General features: G+C 72.7%; 14 protein-coding genes and 1 pseudogene. 12 read left to right on the forward strand and 3 right to left on the reverse strand.

Going from position 1 to position 17,884, the window contains the following annotated elements; all coding sequences use genetic code 11:
- Positions 1-224 (reverse strand): hypothetical protein (locus tag ACWD3E_RS29930; protein ID WP_451390689.1); only part of this gene is annotated, 224 nt, incomplete at its 3' end.
- Positions 225-453: 229 nt separating this feature from the next.
- Here ACWD3E_RS29930 and ACWD3E_RS29935 point away from each other — a divergent pair.
- From ACWD3E_RS29935 to ACWD3E_RS29980, 10 genes are all read left to right on the forward strand, one after another.
- Entirely contained in the window at positions 454-1,791 is a 1,338-nt protein-coding gene (locus ACWD3E_RS29935) for a hypothetical protein (RefSeq protein WP_451390690.1), read from the forward strand.
- A 29-nt stretch (positions 1,792-1,820) separates the two neighbouring features.
- Positions 1,821-2,246 (forward strand): phage tail protein, encoded by a 426-nt coding sequence (locus ACWD3E_RS29940; RefSeq protein ID WP_451390691.1) that lies wholly within the window; start codon positions 1,821-1,823, stop codon positions 2,244-2,246.
- A gap of 52 nt (positions 2,247-2,298) precedes the next feature.
- Complete coding sequence (locus tag ACWD3E_RS29945) at positions 2,299-3,021, forward strand: CIS tube protein (protein WP_451349163.1); 723 nt, start codon at positions 2,299-2,301, stop codon at positions 3,019-3,021.
- On the forward strand, positions 3,018-4,841 hold the full coding sequence (locus ACWD3E_RS29950) for a VgrG-related protein (RefSeq protein ID WP_451390692.1): 1,824 nt from the start codon (positions 3,018-3,020) through the stop codon (positions 4,839-4,841). Before ACWD3E_RS29945 ends, ACWD3E_RS29950 begins: the two co-directional genes overlap by 4 nt.
- Before the next feature lie 23 nt (positions 4,842-4,864).
- Positions 4,865-5,182 (forward strand): PAAR domain-containing protein, encoded by a 318-nt coding sequence (locus ACWD3E_RS29955; RefSeq protein ID WP_451349161.1) that lies wholly within the window; start codon positions 4,865-4,867, stop codon positions 5,180-5,182.
- Positions 5,182-5,604, forward strand: a complete 423-nt coding sequence (locus ACWD3E_RS29960; RefSeq protein ID WP_041127460.1) for a GPW/gp25 family protein — start codon at positions 5,182-5,184, stop codon at positions 5,602-5,604. The genes ACWD3E_RS29955 and ACWD3E_RS29960 overlap by 1 nt, the downstream gene beginning before the upstream one ends.
- The gene (locus tag ACWD3E_RS29965) at positions 5,604-7,565 is read left to right on the forward strand and encodes a putative baseplate assembly protein (RefSeq protein WP_451390693.1); all 1,962 of its coding nucleotides are present in this window, start codon (positions 5,604-5,606) and stop codon (positions 7,563-7,565) included. Before ACWD3E_RS29960 ends, ACWD3E_RS29965 begins: the two co-directional genes overlap by 1 nt.
- Entirely contained in the window at positions 7,562-8,134 is a 573-nt protein-coding gene (locus ACWD3E_RS29970) for a phage tail protein (protein ID WP_225830397.1), read from the forward strand. Before ACWD3E_RS29965 ends, ACWD3E_RS29970 begins: the two co-directional genes overlap by 4 nt.
- 1,164 nt (positions 8,135-9,298) lie before the next feature.
- A complete protein-coding gene (locus tag ACWD3E_RS29975; protein WP_451390694.1) occupies positions 9,299-9,913 on the forward strand; it encodes an NADase-type glycan-binding domain-containing protein in 615 nt (204 codons plus the stop codon).
- Between the two features lie 134 nt (positions 9,914-10,047).
- A complete protein-coding gene (locus ACWD3E_RS29980; protein WP_451390695.1) occupies positions 10,048-15,129 on the forward strand; it encodes a hypothetical protein in 5,082 nt (1,693 codons plus the stop codon).
- A 275-nt stretch (positions 15,130-15,404) separates the two neighbouring features.
- Here the strand turns inward: ACWD3E_RS29980 and ACWD3E_RS29985 are convergent, their stop codons facing one another.
- Positions 15,405-15,821, reverse strand: a complete 417-nt coding sequence (locus ACWD3E_RS29985; protein WP_451390696.1) for a hypothetical protein — start codon at positions 15,819-15,821, stop codon at positions 15,405-15,407.
- 116 nt (positions 15,822-15,937) lie between these two features.
- Positions 15,938-16,190: pseudogene (locus ACWD3E_RS29990) on the reverse strand (nucleotidyl transferase AbiEii/AbiGii toxin family protein); the annotation flags it as partial.
- Positions 16,191-16,641: 451 nt separating this feature from the next.
- Here ACWD3E_RS29990 and ACWD3E_RS29995 point away from each other — a divergent pair.
- On the forward strand, positions 16,642-17,163 hold the full coding sequence (locus ACWD3E_RS29995; RefSeq protein ID WP_451390697.1) for a sigma-70 family RNA polymerase sigma factor: 522 nt from the start codon (positions 16,642-16,644) through the stop codon (positions 17,161-17,163).
- Positions 17,160-17,864 carry a hypothetical protein gene (locus ACWD3E_RS30000; protein WP_451390698.1) on the forward strand — a complete coding sequence of 235 codons (705 nt, stop codon included), beginning with the start codon at positions 17,160-17,162 and terminating at the stop codon, positions 17,862-17,864. The genes ACWD3E_RS29995 and ACWD3E_RS30000 overlap by 4 nt, the downstream gene beginning before the upstream one ends.
- Positions 17,865-17,884 lie beyond the last annotated feature (20 nt).

The raw sequence follows: 17,884 nt of genomic DNA on the forward strand, positions 1-17,884 counted from the left end.
AGTTCCTCCGACAGCCCTTCGCCGAGCGCCGCCGTGCAACGTGCGGGAAGCCGCCCGACGTTGGGTGCGCCGCCGGTGGAGGACGCCCAGAGTTCCTCCGACAGCCGTGCGCCGAGCGCCGCCGTACAACGTGCGGGAAGCCGCCCGACGTTGGGTGCGCCGCCGGTGGAGGACGCCCAGAGTTCCTCCGGCAGCCGTGCGCCGAGCGCCCCCGTGCAGCGCACTGGAAGCCGACCTCCGTTGGGTGCGCCGCTCGCTGAACTGCCCTCCACGGCCGCGCCGTTGGTGAAGGACGCCCCTGCCACGCCCGTATCCGGTCCGGTGCTTCCCGTGGTCCAGCGGCAGGCCGAGGACACCCAGGGTGCCCCCAGCGGCCCCGCCCCGGGCCCGTCTTCGGGTCCGCAGCGTTCCGGTGCGCGTGCGCGCGGCGGCCTGGGGGCGCCTCTGCGCGCGATGCCGGCCAGCGCTGGTCTGCCCGGCTCCGCCGCGTCCGGGGCCCGAGCCTCCCGTACGGCATCCGGGCCCGACATCCAGCGCACACCGGCATCGCCCGCGCCGGGCGGGGACCGTACGCCGCCCACGGAGCCGGCCTCGGATACGGCACGCCACGCACCGTTGCTGGGGACGGTCGACGTCCAGCGCCACCTCGCGGACCACCCGGCGCCCCAGGGCGGCAGCCCCACGGACCACGGAACCGGCCCTGCCACGCCGTTGGTGACGCCGTCCCAGGGCGCGGCGTCTCAGGCTCCGGCGGGCACAGTCGTACGGCCCGAGGCGATGCACCCCGGTCCCGGTCCCGGCGACGGACGTCCCCAAAGCCCCAGCAGCCCAGCCCCGGTCGTCGTAGCCCGCCGCGCGGCCGAACCCATGGCAGGCGCTCGCCCCGCGACCGCATCCACCGGCGGCCCCCGCCCCGCAACCCCCTCCATCCCGGTAGCCCGCCGCACCCTCGCGCTGCTGCCCGCACGGCCCCTCACCCTCAACACCCTGGCGCCGGAAGGCCTGGCACCGTCCGCCGCGTCGCGCCCCGTCGGCGGCCCTCCCGTGGTGGCGGCGCGTTGGAGCGGGGCGCCGGACATCCCCGGCGGCGGCACCCCCGCACCGTCCACCCGGTCGCCCGCGCACCCTGCACACCCCGCGTCGGCACCGTCCGCGGGCGCCGCTGCGACCCCGCCGGCCCAACGGGCCGTAACCGCGCACGCGCCGCACCACCCGGGCGTACCGGCAACCGGCTCGGCCGTACGAGCGACCGGCACCCCCGGTGTCGTCCAGCGAGTCGTCCCGCTCGTCAAGCCCGCGCCGCCTAGCGGGGGAGTGCCCGGTACGGCGGCGGTCCCCCCGGCGCGGCCCCTGCCGGTCACGCCCCCGTTGACGCCGCCCCTCGCGAATGGCCCGTCGCCAGCCGTGGCACAGGCGGCGGCCATCCCCGTGGTCCGGCCGCGGGTCGTGACGCCGGGCGCCCGATCGGCGAGCGGCGGCGGCAACAGCCCTGCGGTGCCCGAGGTCCAGCGTGCGATCTCCGGCGCGGGGAAGGCCGTACCCGACGTACCCGGCGTATCCAAGGGCGTACCGGCGAAGGCGGTGCCCGCGGCGCGTGGCAAGCAGCAGTACTCCGGGACGGCCTCCGCGTCCGGCCGGCGCACGGAGCGGTCCGCCGACGCGGCGCAGGACCCCGGTCTCGACCTGGACGACCTCGCGCGTCGCCTGCTCGACCCGATGGCCCGCCTGCTGCGCACGGAACTGCGGCGCGGCCGGGAGCGTACGGGTCGCCCCTACGACGGACGCCGCTGAGGGCGCGGCACGGAACGGATGACGGACGGATGACGGACAACATCTTCGCGAGCAGCGTGTTCTTCCGGCTCGCGATCGGCGGCAGTGATCTGGGCGCCTTCCACACCTGCTCCGGCATGGGTGCCGAGGTGGAGATCGAGACCTATGCCGAGGGTGGCAACAACGGCTTCACCCATAACCTGCCCGGCCGGGTGACCTGGTCAAACATCACGCTCACCCGGCCGGTCACCGCCGACACCGCGAAGATCGCCCGCTGGCTCGACCAGACGCTGAAGCGGGTGGAGCCCAAGGACGGCGAGATCGTGGCGCTGCGGCCGGATCTGTCGCGGATCATCAGCTGGCAGGTGTTCGGGATCGTCCCGGTGCGCTGGCAGGGCCCGTCCTTCGACCCCAGCAGCTCGCAGGCGGCGGTGGAGACCCTGGAGATCGCCCACGAGGGACTGCGCCCTTCCTGACCATCCCTCAAGTCCCATTCTCCGTACAGCGCCTTGGAAAGGAATCCCAGCCATGTCCCCAGCGTCCCGCTCCAGTCGGGCCAGGGCCCAGCTGACGTTGAAGGAGCCCCCGGCCTCCGTCGGCGCCAAGCCCGGCGGGACGCTCGCGCGGCTGAACCTCCAGTTCAACCCGTCCACCTTGGAGTTGCGCAAGACCACCGAGTGGCGGCGTTCTCCGTCGCGGATGGCAGAGGAGTCGGCGCTGCCCGAGTTCGTCGGCAGTGGCCCGCGCGAGCTGAGTCTTGAGGTGTTCCTGGACGCCACCGCCACCCACGACAACTCCGTGGAGCAGGCGGTGGAGAAGCTGATGAAGGCGTGTGTGCCGACGAAGGCGAGCCTGGGGCGCAAGAAGCCGGCGAGCCCGTGGGTGCGGTTCGAGTGGGGCAGTGCGCGGACGACGTCGTTCGACGGGGTGCTGTCCAGCCTGTCGGTGACGTACACGCTGTTCGACGTGGATGGCAAGCCACTGCGGGCGACCTGCCGGCTGTCGATCGAGGAGGCGAGCGTCGGTCCGGCGGGGCAGAACCCGACGTCCGGCTCGCGCACCGGGCGCAGTACGCACATCGTCGTGGCGGGCGACAGCCTGGCGCTGCTGGCGTGGCGGGAGTACGGCGACGCGACGGCCTGGCGGGTCATCGCGGAGGCCAATGACATCGACGACCCGATGGCGCTCGTGCCCGGCAGCGAACTGGTGCTGCCGGCGATGAGCGACGCGAGCGCTGAGGAGGAGCAGTGAGTGGCGGGGCACGGGACGGCCGGTCCTTCGCGGCGGACCCCATCGTGGAGACGCCCGGCGAGCTGCCGCCCGTCTGGGCCGCCCAGCTGGTGAGTTGCGTGGTCGACGAGAACGTGGGCCTGCCGGACGCGGCGGTTCTCACGTTCCGCGATCCCGATCACGAGTTCCTGAAGAAGACCGGCATCACCATCGGCACCCCGCTCAGGGTCTCCGTGGTCACCGTGACCGGGCAGGCGCGCGAGCGGCTGTTCAACGGTGAGGTGACGGCCCTGGAGGTGGACCGGGACCGCACCGGCTCGTTCACGGTGGTGCGTGCCTTCTCCAAGGCGCACCGCCTCCAGCGCGGCCGGAAGGTGGTGGCGTACCGGAACATGACGGCGGCGGCCATCGTCCGCAAGGTGGCCGCCGGGGCGGGCCTGGCCTGCGGCACCGTGCAGGCCGCGCCGGTCACCTACAAGCAGCTGTCCCAAGCGAACGTCTCCGACTGGGACTTCCTTCAGTTCCTGGCCGCCGAGAGCGGCGCGCAGGTGCGTGTCGACGACAAGGGGCTGCTCCAGTTCACCAAGCCCCAGAAGGCGTCCGGGGCGCCCGCGCCGTCCACGTCGGCTGCCCAGAACCCGATGGTGCTGGAGTACGGGCGCAATCTGCTGGCGCTGCGGGCCTCCTTGTCGGCGGCGGACGGCGCGCAGCAGGTGGAGGTGCGCGGCTGGGACGTCACCACCAAGCGGCCCCTGGTGGCCCGGCAGCCGTCGGTCGACAGCGACACGGTCGTGCCGGGGCTGAGCCCGGCGCTCGCCGCCCGGTTCGGCAAGTCGTCGAAGCTCACCGTCACCGACACCCCGTACCGCACCCAGGCCGAGACAAAGGCGGTCGCGGACGCGGTGGCCAGCCAAGTCGGTGCGGGCTTTGGCGAGTTGGAGGTGCTGGCCGAGGGCAACCCCATGCTGCGAGCGGGCAAGCCCATCGCGCTCGGCAACGTCGGGCAGGCCTTCTCCGGCAAGTACACGACGACGGCGGTGCAGCATGTCCTCGAACCGCACGGCGGATACCGTACGACGGTGTGGGTGAGCGCCAGCCCGGACCGCTCCCTGACCGGCCTGGTCACCGGCGCCAACGCACCCTCCCGGGGTCCGCGCATGCCGGGACTGGCGATCGGCGTCGTGACGGACGTGCGCGAGCCGGCCGGCTCCGAGCGCGGCGCCGTGAAGGTCAAGTTTCCCTGGCTGGACGACACGTACGTCACCGACTGGGTGCGCACCGTGCAGTGGGGCGGCAAGGGCGGTGGCGGGGTGGTGAGCCCCGAGGTCAACGACGAGGTGCTGGTCGGCTTCGAACAGGGCCTGCTGGACAGCCCGTACGTCATCGGAGGGCTCTACAACGGCGTGGACAAGCCCTCGCCGCACGACGTCCCGCTGATCGACAAGACGACTGGAAAGGTCAACCGCCGTTCCATCGTGTCGCGTTCGGGGCATCGGGTGGAGCTGCTGGACGCGCGGGCACCGGGGCGCTCCGGGGTGCGGATGATGTCCGCCGACGAGCGCCTCGAAGTCTTCCTCGACAACCGGCGGGACCGGATCGAGATGACGGTGTACGCGGGCAAGGGCCGGCAGGTGCTCAGCTCCGTCGTGCTCGACAAGCAGGGCATCACCCTGGACGCGGGACGGGGGAACGTGAACGTGTCGGGCGCCAACGTGGACATCAACGGCAGGGTCGGGGTGAAGATCGGCGGCCGCACGGTGGATGTCACCGGCGCCACGGGCGTCACCGTCGACGGCGGTCTGCTCGGCGTCCTCAAGGCCAAGCTCATCCGCATCAACTGATCACCTTTCGAGAGGAGTTCCCCATGCCCGCCGCAGCCCGTACCGGCGACCCCACCAACCACGGCGGGGTGATCGCCACCCCGCCGCCCGCCGCCGCCAGGGCGGTGGCGACCGTGCTGATCGGTGGCCGGCCCGCCGCCGTCGTAGGCAGCCTGCACACATGTGCGATGCCGCCGCACCTTGCCCTGGGACCGGCCAACGTGATCATGCCCAACCCAGCCGGGCTCGCCTCGGGACAGGTCCTCATCGGCGGGCTGCCGGCGGCGCGGGCCCGCGACCAGACGGCGTGCGGCGCGATGATCGTCACCGGCGCCCCCAACGTTCTGATCGGAGGTGTGTGATGAGCGAGCGGTTCATCGGCCGTGGCTGGGCGTTCCCGCTGCGCGTCGGGCCGACCGGCGGGATCGCCCTGGTCGAACGGGAGCGGGAGATCGAGGAGGCGATCCGCCTGGTGCTCGGCACCGCGCCCGGCGAACGCCCCATGCGCCCCGAGTTCGGCTGCGGCATCCACGACTACGTCTTCGCCCCCGGCGACGGCGCCACCGCCGGCCGTATCGCGCAGCAGGTGCGCGAGGCACTGGAGCGGTGGGAGCCGCGGATTTCGGTCGACGACGTGGTCGTCGCCTTCGACGCGGTCGAGGACGGCACCCTCTACATCGACGTGCACTACACCCTGCGTTCCACCAACGACCGGCGCAACCTGGTCTTTCCCTTCTACACGATCCCCTCCGAGGAGGGGGCCGAGGAAGCAGGCGCGGACTGATGGCGCTGCCCTCCCCGAACCTGGACGACCGGCGGTTCCAGCAACTCGTCGACGAGGCGAAGCGATATGTGCAGCAGCGCGCCCCGGAGTGGACCGACCACAACGTCTCCGACCCGGGCGTCACTCTGATCGAGACGTTCGCCTACCTGGTGGAGCAGTTGCTGTACCGGCTGAACAGGGTCCCTGACAAGAACTACACCGCGTTCCTGGACCTGTTGGGCATCCGTCTGTTCCCGCCGACCGCGGCCGGCGCCGACGTCGACTTCTGGCTCTCGGCGCCGCAGCCCGACACTGTCGCGCTGCCGCCGGGCACCGAGGTGACCACCGCGGGCGCCGAGAGCGACGAGGCGGTGGTGTTCACGACCACGGACGAACTGCGCATCATGCCCAGCGAGTTGACCCGTCTGGTCACCGCTCCCCGGACCGGTGAGCAGAGCGACCGGACCGGCATGCTCGCCGACGGCCTCGACATCCCCTGCTTCCAGACGACGCCGGAGCCCGGCGACGCGCTGCTGTTCGGACTGCCGACGGCGGTGCCGCGCTGCATCGTCGCCGTACGCCTGGACAGCCGTGTGGAGGGCATCGGTGTGGACCCGCGCCAGCCTCCGCTGGTGTGGGAGGCATGGGACGGCGGCGGCTGGCAGCGGTGCGAGACCGGCGACGACACCACCGGCGGCCTCAACCGGCCCGGCGAGATCACCGTGTACGTGCCGGCCGGGCACACGGCGTCGGTGATCGGCGGGACCCGGGCCGGCTGGTTGCGCTGCCGGGTCACCGAGGCGGAGCCGGGCCAGCCGTTCTACTCGGAGTCCCCGACGGTGCGCGAGGCGGCGGTGTTCACCGTCGGCGGCACCATGTCCGTCGAGCACGCCGAGACGGTGACCGACGTACCGCTGGGCACCTCGGAGGGGGTCGCCGGGCAGACCTTCCGGCTCGGCCGCCCGCCGATCCTGCTCGACGCCGAGCCCCCCATGGTGGAGGTGTCCTCCGACGAGGGGTGGCAGCGCTGGGAGGTGGTCGAGCACTTCGGCCGCTCCGGACCCGACGACCGGCACGTCCGCGTCGACGCCACCACCGGCGAGTTCTGTTTCCCCCCGGCGCTGCGCGAACCGGACGGCACGCTGCGGCAGTGCGGTGCCGTGCCGCCCAAGGGCGCCCAGATCCGGGTCGCCCGCTACCGCACCGGCGGCGGCCCCGCGGGAAACGTCGCCCGCGGTGCGATCTCCGTACTGCTCAGCTCCGTTCCGTACATCGCCCAGGTCACCAACCGGGAGGCGGCGAGCGGCGGGGTCGCCGGGGAGACCGTCGAGAACGCCCGGCGGCGCGCGCCTCAGGCGCTGCGGATGCAGGACCGCGCGGTGACCGCCGAGGACTACGAGATCATCAGCCGCCAGGCCGCGCCCTCGGTGCGCCGGGTCCGCTGTCTGCCGGCCGCGGACGCGCCGGGTGCGGTACGGGTCCTGGTGGTGCCGGACGCGGTGGCCGACGAGGGCGACGACCGGCTGCGCTTCGAGCAGCTGATCCCGTCCGACCAGGTGCTCTCGGCGATCACCGCGAGCCTCGACGAACGGCGTCTGATCGGCACGCGTCTCGTGGTGGAGCCGCCGGTCTACCAGGGCATCACCGTGGTGGCCCGCCTCTCGGCGGCCCCCAGCGACACCGACAAGGTCCGCGAGGCGGCGCTGGACGCCCTGTTCCGCCACCTCAACCCGCTGGTCGGCGGCCCGGACGGCACCGGGTGGCCGTTCGGGCGACCGGTCCAGTACGGCGAGATCTTCGGTGTCCTGCAACGCGCCAACGGCAACGCGCTGGTCGAGGAGATCCGCCTGTTCCCGGCCGACCCCGTCACCGGCCGCCGCGGCGCCCCGACGGACCGCATCGACGTGGGTCCGGGCGCCCTGGTCTTCTCGTACCAGCACCAGGTGGTCGTGACGGGGGTCGGGGCGGAGGGGCGGGGATGAGCCGCGCCGCGATACCCGGGCTGCCGAGCAGGTACCCGATCGGGGAGCAACTGCCCGCACTGTACGCCGACGACGACTTCGCGCAGCGGTTCACCGCCGGGCTCGACACCGTTCTCGCGCCGGTGTTCTCGACGCTCGACAACCTGCCCGCCTACCTCGACCCCCGGGTGACGCCGGTCGACTTCCTTCAGTGGCTGGCGTCGTGGGTGGGTGCCCTGGACGATCCGCAGTGGCCTGTGGAACTGCGCCGACAGGCGGTCGTCCGCGCGGTGGAGCTGCACCGGTGGCGGGGCACGAAGCGGGGGCTGGCCGAGGCCCTGCGTCTCGCGCTGGGCGTGCATGCCGAGGTGAGCGGCGACGCCGGGGCGGCGTGGTCGAACACCGCGGGCTCCGACCTGCCGCCGGAGCCCGCCGCCGAGCTCCTGATCCGCGTCCTTCCGGACCGCGAGTCGGGGACCGGACGGCTGGACGTGGACAGGGTGCACGAGATCGTCCGGGCCATGTGCCCGGTGCACGTCGCGTTTCGGGTGGAGGTCCTCCCCGGCCCGCCCACCGAGGAAGGGAACTGACGCATGCGAGCATGTCCCGCATGCGGGGCCTCCAACGACCCCGCGGACGACTTCTGCGGCAACTGCGGCACGTATTTGGGCTGGTCGGACTCGTCGGCGAGCACAGGTACGCCGACCTCCACGGACACGTCGGCGAGCACGCAGGCGCCCGCGAACCCGCCCACGGTCGCCTCGGCGGCGACGGGATCCACGGAGGCCCCGAACTCTCCGGCTGCCCCGGAACCGCAGCCGAACGCGGACCGTGCGGCGGTCCCGACGCCCATGGATCCTCCGACGGCGTCCCCGGCCGACACTCCGCCGAGGGCTTCCGCGGCGCCGTCCGCGACGCCTGCGGCAGCCGCCTCGGGGGAGGGGGCCGCGTCGGCTGCACTCGGCCTCGGGTCGTCGTTGCGGTCCCGGCTGACGGGTCGTGGGCGTGGTGACGCGAGGGGGACGAGCACCACGGACGCCCCGGCTGCGGTTACCTCGGCGTCGGCTTCTGCGGCTCCGGACGCCCCGGCCGCGGTTACCTCGGCACCGACCGCCACGGGCCCGGACGCCCCGGGCACGGATGCCGCGGACTCACGCCCGGGCACCGGCACCGGCCCCGACGCGGCTCCCCCCACCGGCGAGGGCCCCAGCAGTGCCCCCGCTCGGCCGGAGCCCACGAACTCTCCGCCCCAGCCCGCATCGGACGCCGCCCGCACCGACTCCCCGACCGGCGGGTCCGCAGGCGAGACCCCCGCCGAGGAAGCTCCCCCCGCCCCGACCCCAGGGCTTTCCGACTCCGTACGACCCACCGCCCCCGCATCCGGAACAGCCGCCCGGCCCCCGCAAGCCCCGCCCGTCCCCAGCACTCCGCCCTCACCACCCACCGCCTCGCCCTCGCCGACCACCCCTCGGCCCCCGGCGGCCCCTGCCACCCCGTCTTCCCCGACCACCCCCGGGCCCCCGTCCGCCTCCACTGCCTCGCCCCCGCCCACCACTCCCCGCCCCCCGACCAGCCCCGCCCCCGACCCCGACCCGATCCTGCCCGTCCTCCCCGCAAAGGCCGTCGCCCCCCGTCCCGTCGTACGTCCCGCGGCCGCGCAGGACGAGGGCACCGGGCGGCCCTGTCCCGTGTGCGGGACGCTCAATCGGCCGGAGCGGAAGTTCTGCCGGCAGTGTGCTGCGGAGTTGAGGCCGGTGGAGAAGGCCGCGCCGTTGCCGTGGTGGCGGACGGTGTGGCCGTTCCGGCGTCGGGTGCGGGCGGGTTCGGGGCGGGGTGTGCGGCTCATCGTGATCCTCGCCGTCGTGGTCGCGCTGTGCGCCGCCGGACTCTTTCTCCTCCCCGCCGGACGCGCCCTGTTCGAGGACACCCGGGACAAACTGAGCAAGGCCACGCCCGTGACCCCGGTGGACATCAAGGCGAGCGGCGCGCTCCCCGGGCACCCCGCGACGAACACCACGGACGGGCTGAACAACAAGTACTGGGGTGTCCCCGGACCGGGCGCCTCGGTGACGTACACCTTCCGCAAGCCGTTCCGCCTCGTCGACCTGATCATCACCAACGGCGCGTCCACGTCCCCGGAGGCGTACGCCCGCCAGGCCCGCGCCCTCCAGGTCGACCTGGAGGTGACGACGGCCGACGGCACACGGCACGACAAGCAGCTCACCCTCAGCGACAAGCCGGGCCCGCAGACGATCCAGACCGGGATCAGCGACGCGAAGACGGTACGCCTGACACTGCGCTCACCCGTCGACCTGTCCCGGGGACGTCATCTGGCCCTGGCGGAGGTGGAGTTCTTCCAACGGAGCTGAACCCGGCGTCGTCCCGCTCCACGAATGACCCTGTGACATACGGGAGTTGACGTATCGGTGGAGTGGAGACGGCGAATCCGCCGGGAGCTGGAGGCGAGGCGGTGCCCCGTCCCGCCAAGGGTTACGTTGATCCCGTGTGGAAACGGCAGCAGTCAGGGGACGGCAGGGCCGGTGCGTCCGAGCAGGCGACCCAGACGTCCCGCGCCGCCCCGCCACCCGACCTCGCCTCCGCCTCCGGCGTCGCGCACCCTCTGCTGTCCCTTCAGCGCACCGCCGGCAACGCGGCCACCTCACGGGCCGTGCGAAGGACCCGGAACCAGAGCGCCCGCCCCGCGCTGCCAGGCATCGAGGAGCGCACCGAGACGGGCTTCGTGCTGCCGTCGTACCTGATGCACCTCCAGGCGAGCGGCCTCTCCTCGACATACGGACTGACCGGCCACGAGTTCGTCCGGCACGCGGTGTCCGCGGTCGTCGGGCACGCCGACGGCACAGTCGCCGACATCTCGGACGAACTGGCCGGACGGCCGGAGAGCTTCTTCGGGCAGGGCCGCGCCTTCGCCGTCGAGGGCCGGACGGGCAGGGAGTGGTACGACGTCACCGTCACGATCTCCCGGGCCCCCGACGACAAGCCGCCCGTCTTCCAGCCGGGGGACCTGCTGGCCGCCGCCTCGCAGGGGACCGACGGTGTGCCGCAGGCCCTGCTCGAGGACCCCCAGGGCAAGGACACCAAGCTCGACGTCCACCACAACTCGTCGTCCACCGTGAGCAGTTCGGGCGGCGGATCCGCCGGTAAGGGTGCCGGCGGCCTCGCCTTCGGGCTCGCGCCCGTCGCCCCGGGGCTGTGGCTCGGCGGTGCCGCCACCGGCAACGCCCAGCCCTGGCAGTCCTCCCGCGAGTCCCGCCGGCAGACGAACGTGGCCGAACCGCGCGTGCTGCGCAGCGACAAGGGCTCGGTCGAGGTGCACCGCAGGGTCCGCTACGAGGTCCGCGTCCAGCGGCACGGCACCGACGACGCACAGACCTTCCGGGACTCCGGCACGCTCACCCAGCGCGTGCCGACCGAACACCTGGTCCCGGTCGGCACCGAGGCGCCCGCCCCGCCCACACCGGTGTCCGCGGACACCGCCCGGCGCGTCTCCCTCGCCGACTCCCTGGCACCGGTCGCGGTCGCCGACGACGCGGCCCCGCACCAGACCGGCCGCGGGCTGTTCGACGCCGTCGCCTCCGTGCTGCACCCCTCGCTCACCGCACCCGGCGCACCGGGGCGCGGGCGGCTGTACGACGTGACCTCCACGGCGACCGTCCTGGAGGACCTGCCCCGGCTGCTGCGCGACGGCGTGGTCGGCGAGGACCTGTACTCCAAGGACGGCAGGACGGCGGGCAGTTACCGGCTGCGCGCCGCGGTCACCGGTCTCTCCCCGGCCTGGGGCACCGGCAAGACCCAGCTGCGCACGCACCAGCACGGCCAGACGGCGGTCACCGAGAGCGCGGGCAAGGGGCGGGCCGTCCAGGCGGGACTGGGCCCGGCGATCGGCGTCGGCGCGGCCTCCAACGCGGCCGTCGTACGAGCCACCGCCATGCCTGTCGCGGCGGCCCGTAAGGCGCGCTTCACCGTGGCCGAACAGAGCGTCGCCGGCCGCCAGGGCGCGGAGGTCCGGGGCGAGAAGGCGCTCTACTTCGGAACCGTGACGTTCACCGCGGAGGGCACGGGCCCGCGCTCGGTCCAGGCGATCCTGCACCCGCAGACCCGGGTCGCCGTCCACACGATGAACGTGTGGATCAGCCTCCGCGCCGACGAGGCCCAGTCCTTCGGGCTGCCGCTGCCGCTGGGCATGACAGCCGAGGAGTTCACCAAGAAGCCGACGCAGACCGATGAGAACGGCGACCAACAGGACGTCGAGCGCCATCTCCCTTACGACGGCAAGGGATCCAGTGTCGCACTCAGCCAGGTGGACACCGGCCCGATGGTGCGGGCCGTCCAGCAGATGTTCGCCACCGACCCCCGACTGGCTGGCTACCTGCCCGCGTTCGGCACCACCGCGCCCGCCCTCGGCACCAGCGACGAGGAGGCCGAGACCCAACGGCGCAACCACCGCGAGCTGATGACCGCCCTCTCGGAGACCAACCTCCAAGTGAACAAGGACCAGTTGCTGTCCACCGGCATCCGGGTACGGCTGCGCCGCAAGACCACCATGCACGCCCACGACGTGCAGATCCTCGTCCGGGGCACGCTGAGCGACACCGCCTACGAGGGCGACATCAAGGACTGGTCGGTGCGCAGCCACGCGACCGTCGCCGCGGGTGCGCAGAGCGGGCGCAGCAGTTCACGCTCGATCGGCGGTCTGGTCCTCGGCCAGGCCCGGCTGGTCCCCGGCATCCTGACCGCCGGGGCCCGCTACGAGAAGCACAGCTCCGGCTCGTACCGCAACCAGGCGGGCACGACCGGTCGTACGGACGTCGTCGCCAACGGCTCCGACACCGCCAGCGCCTTCCGCGCGGCCCTGCACCTCGACGTGGAGGCCACCATGACCTCCCGGCCCCGCAAGCTCGCCCGCGGCCTCACCGTCGGCAGCCCGGGCCGGGACGTGCCCGAGGCCGAGACGCTGACGTACATGAACCTGGGCAGCCAGGACGTACGGCTGCTCACCCCGACCGAGTTCACCCTGGACCAGGAGGGCAAGGACCGGGCCGACGCGGCGCTCGGGGACCGTGCGGAACCGGCGCCCGCCACCGACGTGGCCGCCGAGGGCATCGGCGACCTGGCCACGCTCGCCCCCGGGCCGGCCACCGGATCCCTGCTGCGGGACTGGCAGTTGGTGGAGACCGTCGACGGGCAGCCCGTCCGCGACCTCGCCTTCGCGCTGCTGTCCAAGGCCGCCGCCCGCAACAGGGGCCTGCGCGAGGACCCCGCGCTGGCGACGGAGGGCCTCGCGCCACGGCTGGCGATCGAGGAGCGCTTCGGCGAACGGGCCGTTCAGGCGGCGCTGCGGCAGGCCTCGTCCTCCGGCTGGGTCGTCAAGAACCTCCGCTACCCGCGTCGCCTCGCCGGCCTCAACGGCGCGGTCGGCACCCGGCTCGCGCTGGCCAACCCGAGGTTCGTGCACACGGGCGAGGGCCCGGGCACCGAGACCTTCGTACTCGGCGGCCACCAGTCCGCCGGACAGACGGGCCAGGGAACCAGCAGCACCGTGCAGTTCGGCGCCACCGGCGCGGAGAGCGGCACCATGTGGCGTGCCGGGCAGGGCCTGTCTACGTTCCGCACCACGAGCGAGGGCGACGCGCAGTCGTACGCCCTGTCCGGCACGGTCGAGCGCAACGCCCACACCCCGAAGAAGGCCCCGCTGTATCTGGTCCAGTGCGATGTGCTGGTCACCATGGTCGCGGAGGTCAAGGTGACCGGCGGCGGCCCCTACGTGGCGAAGGGCGCCCAGACCCTGCCGGCCGCGGCGGGGGTGTGGCTGACGGAGGCGCAGCTTCCGCAGGAACTGCGGCGGGCGGCGGGGCTGGACGCCGCCGAACCGGACACGGCCGCAGGAGACGAGAGCGACGCGGAGAGTTTCCATACGGCCGCCGAACAGGCCGTCCAGGACGAGAGTGACGACGAGAGTTTCTGGACGGCCCCCACGGGACCGGGGTTCCGCCGCGAACTCCCCCTCGGATTCGGCATGATCGAGGACCTCCCCAACTTCGTACCGCTGCTCGGGCAACTGCGTTCGCGTCTCGCCTTCAACCAGCAGCAGGACCTCGCCGACACGCTGCTGCCCCGGCGACAGCTCGACGACCGCAACGACAACGTGCAGCGCCTGCTCCGCGTCCTGGACCGGGACGGCTCCGCCGGACTGCTGTCCGGTGCCATGGACGGCGGGGTCACCGTCGAGCTGTTCGACGGCCGCAACACCCCGTACTGGGCGGTGTTCAAGGTCGACCGGACGGGCGACGGCGAGTACGAGGGCGACGCGACGGACCGGCGGGACATGGAGTACATCACCTCGGCCGTAGCCCAGCAGGCGACCGCCCACGACGAGGGCACGACCACCGGCGTCGAGGGCATCCTCGCGGGATCCGGTAAACCCGACGGTGGCTCGGGCCAGTTGAAGAGCACCGGCGGTGCGGCGGGCCTCGGCCTCTCGTCCGGCGCGTCGCGACGCGGCGGTGCCGTGAGCCGGGGCCAGCTCGGCATGAAGACGGTCGCGGACGCCAGTTCGGCGGCGGTGGCGAAGTTGCGTGTGCCGGTCCGGGCGAGCCTCGAACTGTACCGGGGCAACACCCAGGTGGCGCTCGCCCTGCTGGACAACCTGGCGCTGACCCATCGCGTCCTGCGCACCGACCTGGACGCGCTCTCCCGCGCCGAACTCCCTGCGCAGGACGTGCCGTTGGTCGCCCAGGGCTCGCGCGCTCCCGACCCGGCGGCCCCGGCCGACCTGGGCGCCTGGCGCGCGGGCGGTGCCCGGCTGCCGATGGAGGCCCAGGTCAATGGCTTCCAAGGGGTCACACAGGTACGGCAGTTGCTGACGTCCGTGGTCGGGCAGGCGGGCGGCGGCGCGCGGTTCCGCGACAAGGGCCAGGCCGCCGCCTACGCACTGAACGAGGCGGTCTCCACCGAGTGGATGATCGCCGCCCTGCCGCTTCTCGCCTCCGTCGGCGTCGACCTGCCGCCAGTGCATGCCTCCGGTGCGGAGGGCCAGAACCTCCGGGCCTCCCTGCACGCGCGCCTGCGCAACGGCCGGGTCCTGGGCGTGGGTGACAAGATGGCCTTCGAGACGATCGGCCAGAGCCATCTGGAGGGTCTGCGCCCCACCCAGCGGGACGGCCAGAGCTCGGCCGACCACAGCAGGGCGGCCCGTGGCATGGCCGGCGCGGGGGTCCTCAACGCCGACCAGTTCCGCCTCAACCAGCTGATGGGCAACACGGGCGGCTCGGGCGGGACGACCGATGCCACGGCCAACGCGTCCGGCTCGATGCCGGTCCACAAGCCGAAGATGAAGTCGGTCCTGGTTCAGTTCACCCTTGACATCAGGGCGGTCGCCCACGTCACCAACCGGGTCCGCACCGGCCGCACATCCACGGCGACCCGCGAGACGACCCTCTCCCGCCCGGTCGTGATCCGCATGCCGGAACCCATAGCGCATCAGATGCTCACCACCCAGGGCAACCAACTCCGCGATGACGGCAATCACTTGGGCCTCCGCCCGACGGTGGCACCGCCGCCCGCATAGCGCCCCGTGCCCTTGCCCCCGCCCGCATCGTCGAACCCCACACGCTGCGAGGCGACGCCTCTTCCATCAGAAACCATGTTCTGCCCTACTGGGCCGGCTGGGAGATGCGGGCCATCACCCGCACCCCTCGACGACCGTGCAGGCGAACGGCGCCGCAAGTAAGACGGACGTGCCGAGCTGCATCTGTCCGGCGCCACTCGGCACACGGCCGTGCCGACCCGGTTCCTCGGGGGGCTGAGTACCCGGGAGTTCGAGCACGTGTCGCAGGCCCTGGCTCAGGAGATCCTCGGGTCGGGCGTCTCCGCCTTCGGGGATGGCAAGGACGGCGGGCGTGAGGCAACGTTCGGGCGACGTTGCGCGAGTGGGTGCTGCGGGACTGTGATCTTCCCTGAGGCGGAGAGCAGCCGGGAGATCAGCTCGACTCCGTCGGCAGGGGCACGGGCAGGTTCGTCGGCGTCTTCGTCCAGCCATTCCTTTGCTGCCTTTACCTCGCGAGGGTGCTTTCCGTGCTTGACGTAATAGCGGTCGTCCGCCGTGACGACCGCGACGGGTGGCCCGCTGCTGCGCCTCGTTCTCTTGATCAATCCGCGCTTCTCGAGCGCCGCAGCCGTATGGATGGCTTTTGGCGGGAGCACCACGGCCTCAGAAGCAGCCGCGATCTCTCGCAGCATCGCGGCTTGCTTCTCGGACACGCGTACTTCACGGCCCAGGACTCCACTCGGCTCAGTGCAGGGAGGAGCGTCACGATAGGCCGCGGGGCCAGGGTGCTGCCGGGGTTCGTAGCCCGTCTGGGTGGGGTCGGGCGTGATCAGTCGATGTCCGGATGGTCGGCCTCTTCGAGGAGACGGGCCGCGAGGTCGTCGGCCCACTCCACGGCCGGCGTGGCGGCGGCCGAACTCCTCGAGTTCGGCATTGGACCAGCGGCGGGAGGCCGCGAACACGTCGATCAGGTCGCGGGGCGCTCCGCGGTCGGCGAGGGCGCGGACCTTGGTTCCGATCACGTCCTCCTCCGCGAGGACGGGCCCGTACGGGCCCTGGGCGACCGGCCGCCAGAAGATCTGCGCGCCGCGCCCCCGGCAGGACGCCCAACTCATCGACAGCGGCCTCTTCAACGGCAAGGGCGTCCCCTGCGGCGTCAGGACCACCAGCGACGACTACAGGTACACCATCAGGTGGGATGACGGCCCGATCCACCACGTACGGCCGGCACCCAGGGCGACTCCGGTGCCCTTGTCTTCACGGTCAACGACAGGACCCACCGCCAGGCGCGCGGAATCGGAGGCCACTGACATCCTCCGTAACTTCGGCCTGAAGCCGAACCCGCACCAGTAACCCGGCACCGCCGCGATGGGCACTACAGAGCTTCCACCGGGAGCCTGTGGTGCCCCTCGCATCTGTGGGCGGCATCCCGCGCCGCACCGTCACCGGCGGCCCGTCGAACTTCCTGGCCGCAAGCCCCCAACCGGACGGGTGAGTTGTTCGTGATACCGGGTGAAGGGGATCGGAGGGAATGTGGCCGAATGGTCGAGGCTGCTGTCCGAGCTCGCGCAGGAGCGCGGCGCGGAACTGAACCGGTACGGCTTCCTGCTGTGCGGCGACCGCGCGGAGGCCGCCGACCTGGTTCAGGAGGCACTGGTACGGGTCTTCTCCCGGCCCCGCCGTGCGTGGGAACTGGGGGAGGCGGAGGCATACGTACGCCGCACGATGCTCAACCGCTACCTGGACCTGCACCGGCGCCGAACCCGTTGGATCCGCGCGCTTCCGCGGCTCGTGTCCTCGGCGCCGGTCGCCGACCACAGCACGGACGTCCTGCACCGGATCGACCTCATGGACGCCATGCGCGGACTGTCGCCGAGGCAGCGGGCGTGCGTGGTGCTCCGTTACTACGAGGACATGTCCACCGCGGACATCGCGGCGCGGCTCGGCTGCGGTGAGGGCACGGTCAAGCGTCATCTGAGCGACGCGCTGGCACGGCTGGGCGCCCGGTTGCGGCCACCCGCACATCACGCCGCGGAGGAAAGGCTGGAGACATGAAGCCCGAGGACCTGCGCGAACAGCTGCTGGCTGCCGCGCAACGCACACCACCGCCGGAGATCGACACCGAACGCGTCCGGACCCGGGTGCGCCGGCGCAGAGGCGTCCGGTACACCGCCGTGGCCGGGGCAGGCCTGGCCGTGGCCGCCGCGGTGGTGCTGAACACGCTGCCGTCCGACTCGACACCGGAGGCCACACCGATGGGCTCGCTGCAGAGGCAGCCCCCGGCGACGAGTGGCGCAGTTCCGGGGCTCCCTCATCACACCTGCGGCGCGAGAATCCCGGCGAGTACCGGCCGCGGAGCCGTGACCGTACGCATCTCCGATGTGCGCACGGCCCCAAACGGAGCCCCGCAGGTCACCTACGAGGTGAACTCGACCGCCCCAGCGGTCCTGTCCGGCGAGCCACGGATTCTCGTCCTGAAGGACGGCCGGGTCGTGGCCGGTCAGGACCCATCCGGACCAGCCTCTGAGAACACCGCGCAACAGGTGACCATCACCCCCGACCACCCGCACCGCGCCCGGCTAGCGCCCGTGCCGGGCCGTCCCTGCGCGGGAACCACCTGGAGCTCGGTGCGGAAGCACGGCTACGAAGTGGCCGTCGTCCTCGTCACCCAGCAGACCGTGCCATCCGGCACTCAAGCCCCCGATTCATTGATCGTCGCCCGTACCCCCTGGCCGGATGAACGGCCCCCCTCATGACCGGCTTCTCCTTCTCCTCT

Source organism: Streptomyces sp. NPDC002676, from assembly GCF_053592455.1.

Coding starts and splice junctions, on each gene's coding strand:
- ACWD3E_RS30000 (WP_451390698.1), top strand. CDS start 17,160: ATGAAGCCCGAGGACCTGCGCGAACAGCTGCTGGCTGCCGCGCAACGC.
- ACWD3E_RS29955 (WP_451349161.1), top strand. CDS start 4,865: ATGCCCGCCGCAGCCCGTACCGGCGACCCCACCAACCACGGCGGGGTG.
- ACWD3E_RS29945 (WP_451349163.1), top strand. CDS start 2,299: ATGTCCCCAGCGTCCCGCTCCAGTCGGGCCAGGGCCCAGCTGACGTTG.
- ACWD3E_RS29940 (WP_451390691.1), top strand. CDS start 1,821: ATGACGGACAACATCTTCGCGAGCAGCGTGTTCTTCCGGCTCGCGATC.
- ACWD3E_RS29970 (WP_225830397.1), top strand. CDS start 7,562: ATGAGCCGCGCCGCGATACCCGGGCTGCCGAGCAGGTACCCGATCGGG.
- ACWD3E_RS29965 (WP_451390693.1), top strand. CDS start 5,604: ATGGCGCTGCCCTCCCCGAACCTGGACGACCGGCGGTTCCAGCAACTC.
- ACWD3E_RS29960 (WP_041127460.1), top strand. CDS start 5,182: ATGAGCGAGCGGTTCATCGGCCGTGGCTGGGCGTTCCCGCTGCGCGTC.
- ACWD3E_RS29935 (WP_451390690.1), top strand. CDS start 454: ATGCCGGCCAGCGCTGGTCTGCCCGGCTCCGCCGCGTCCGGGGCCCGA.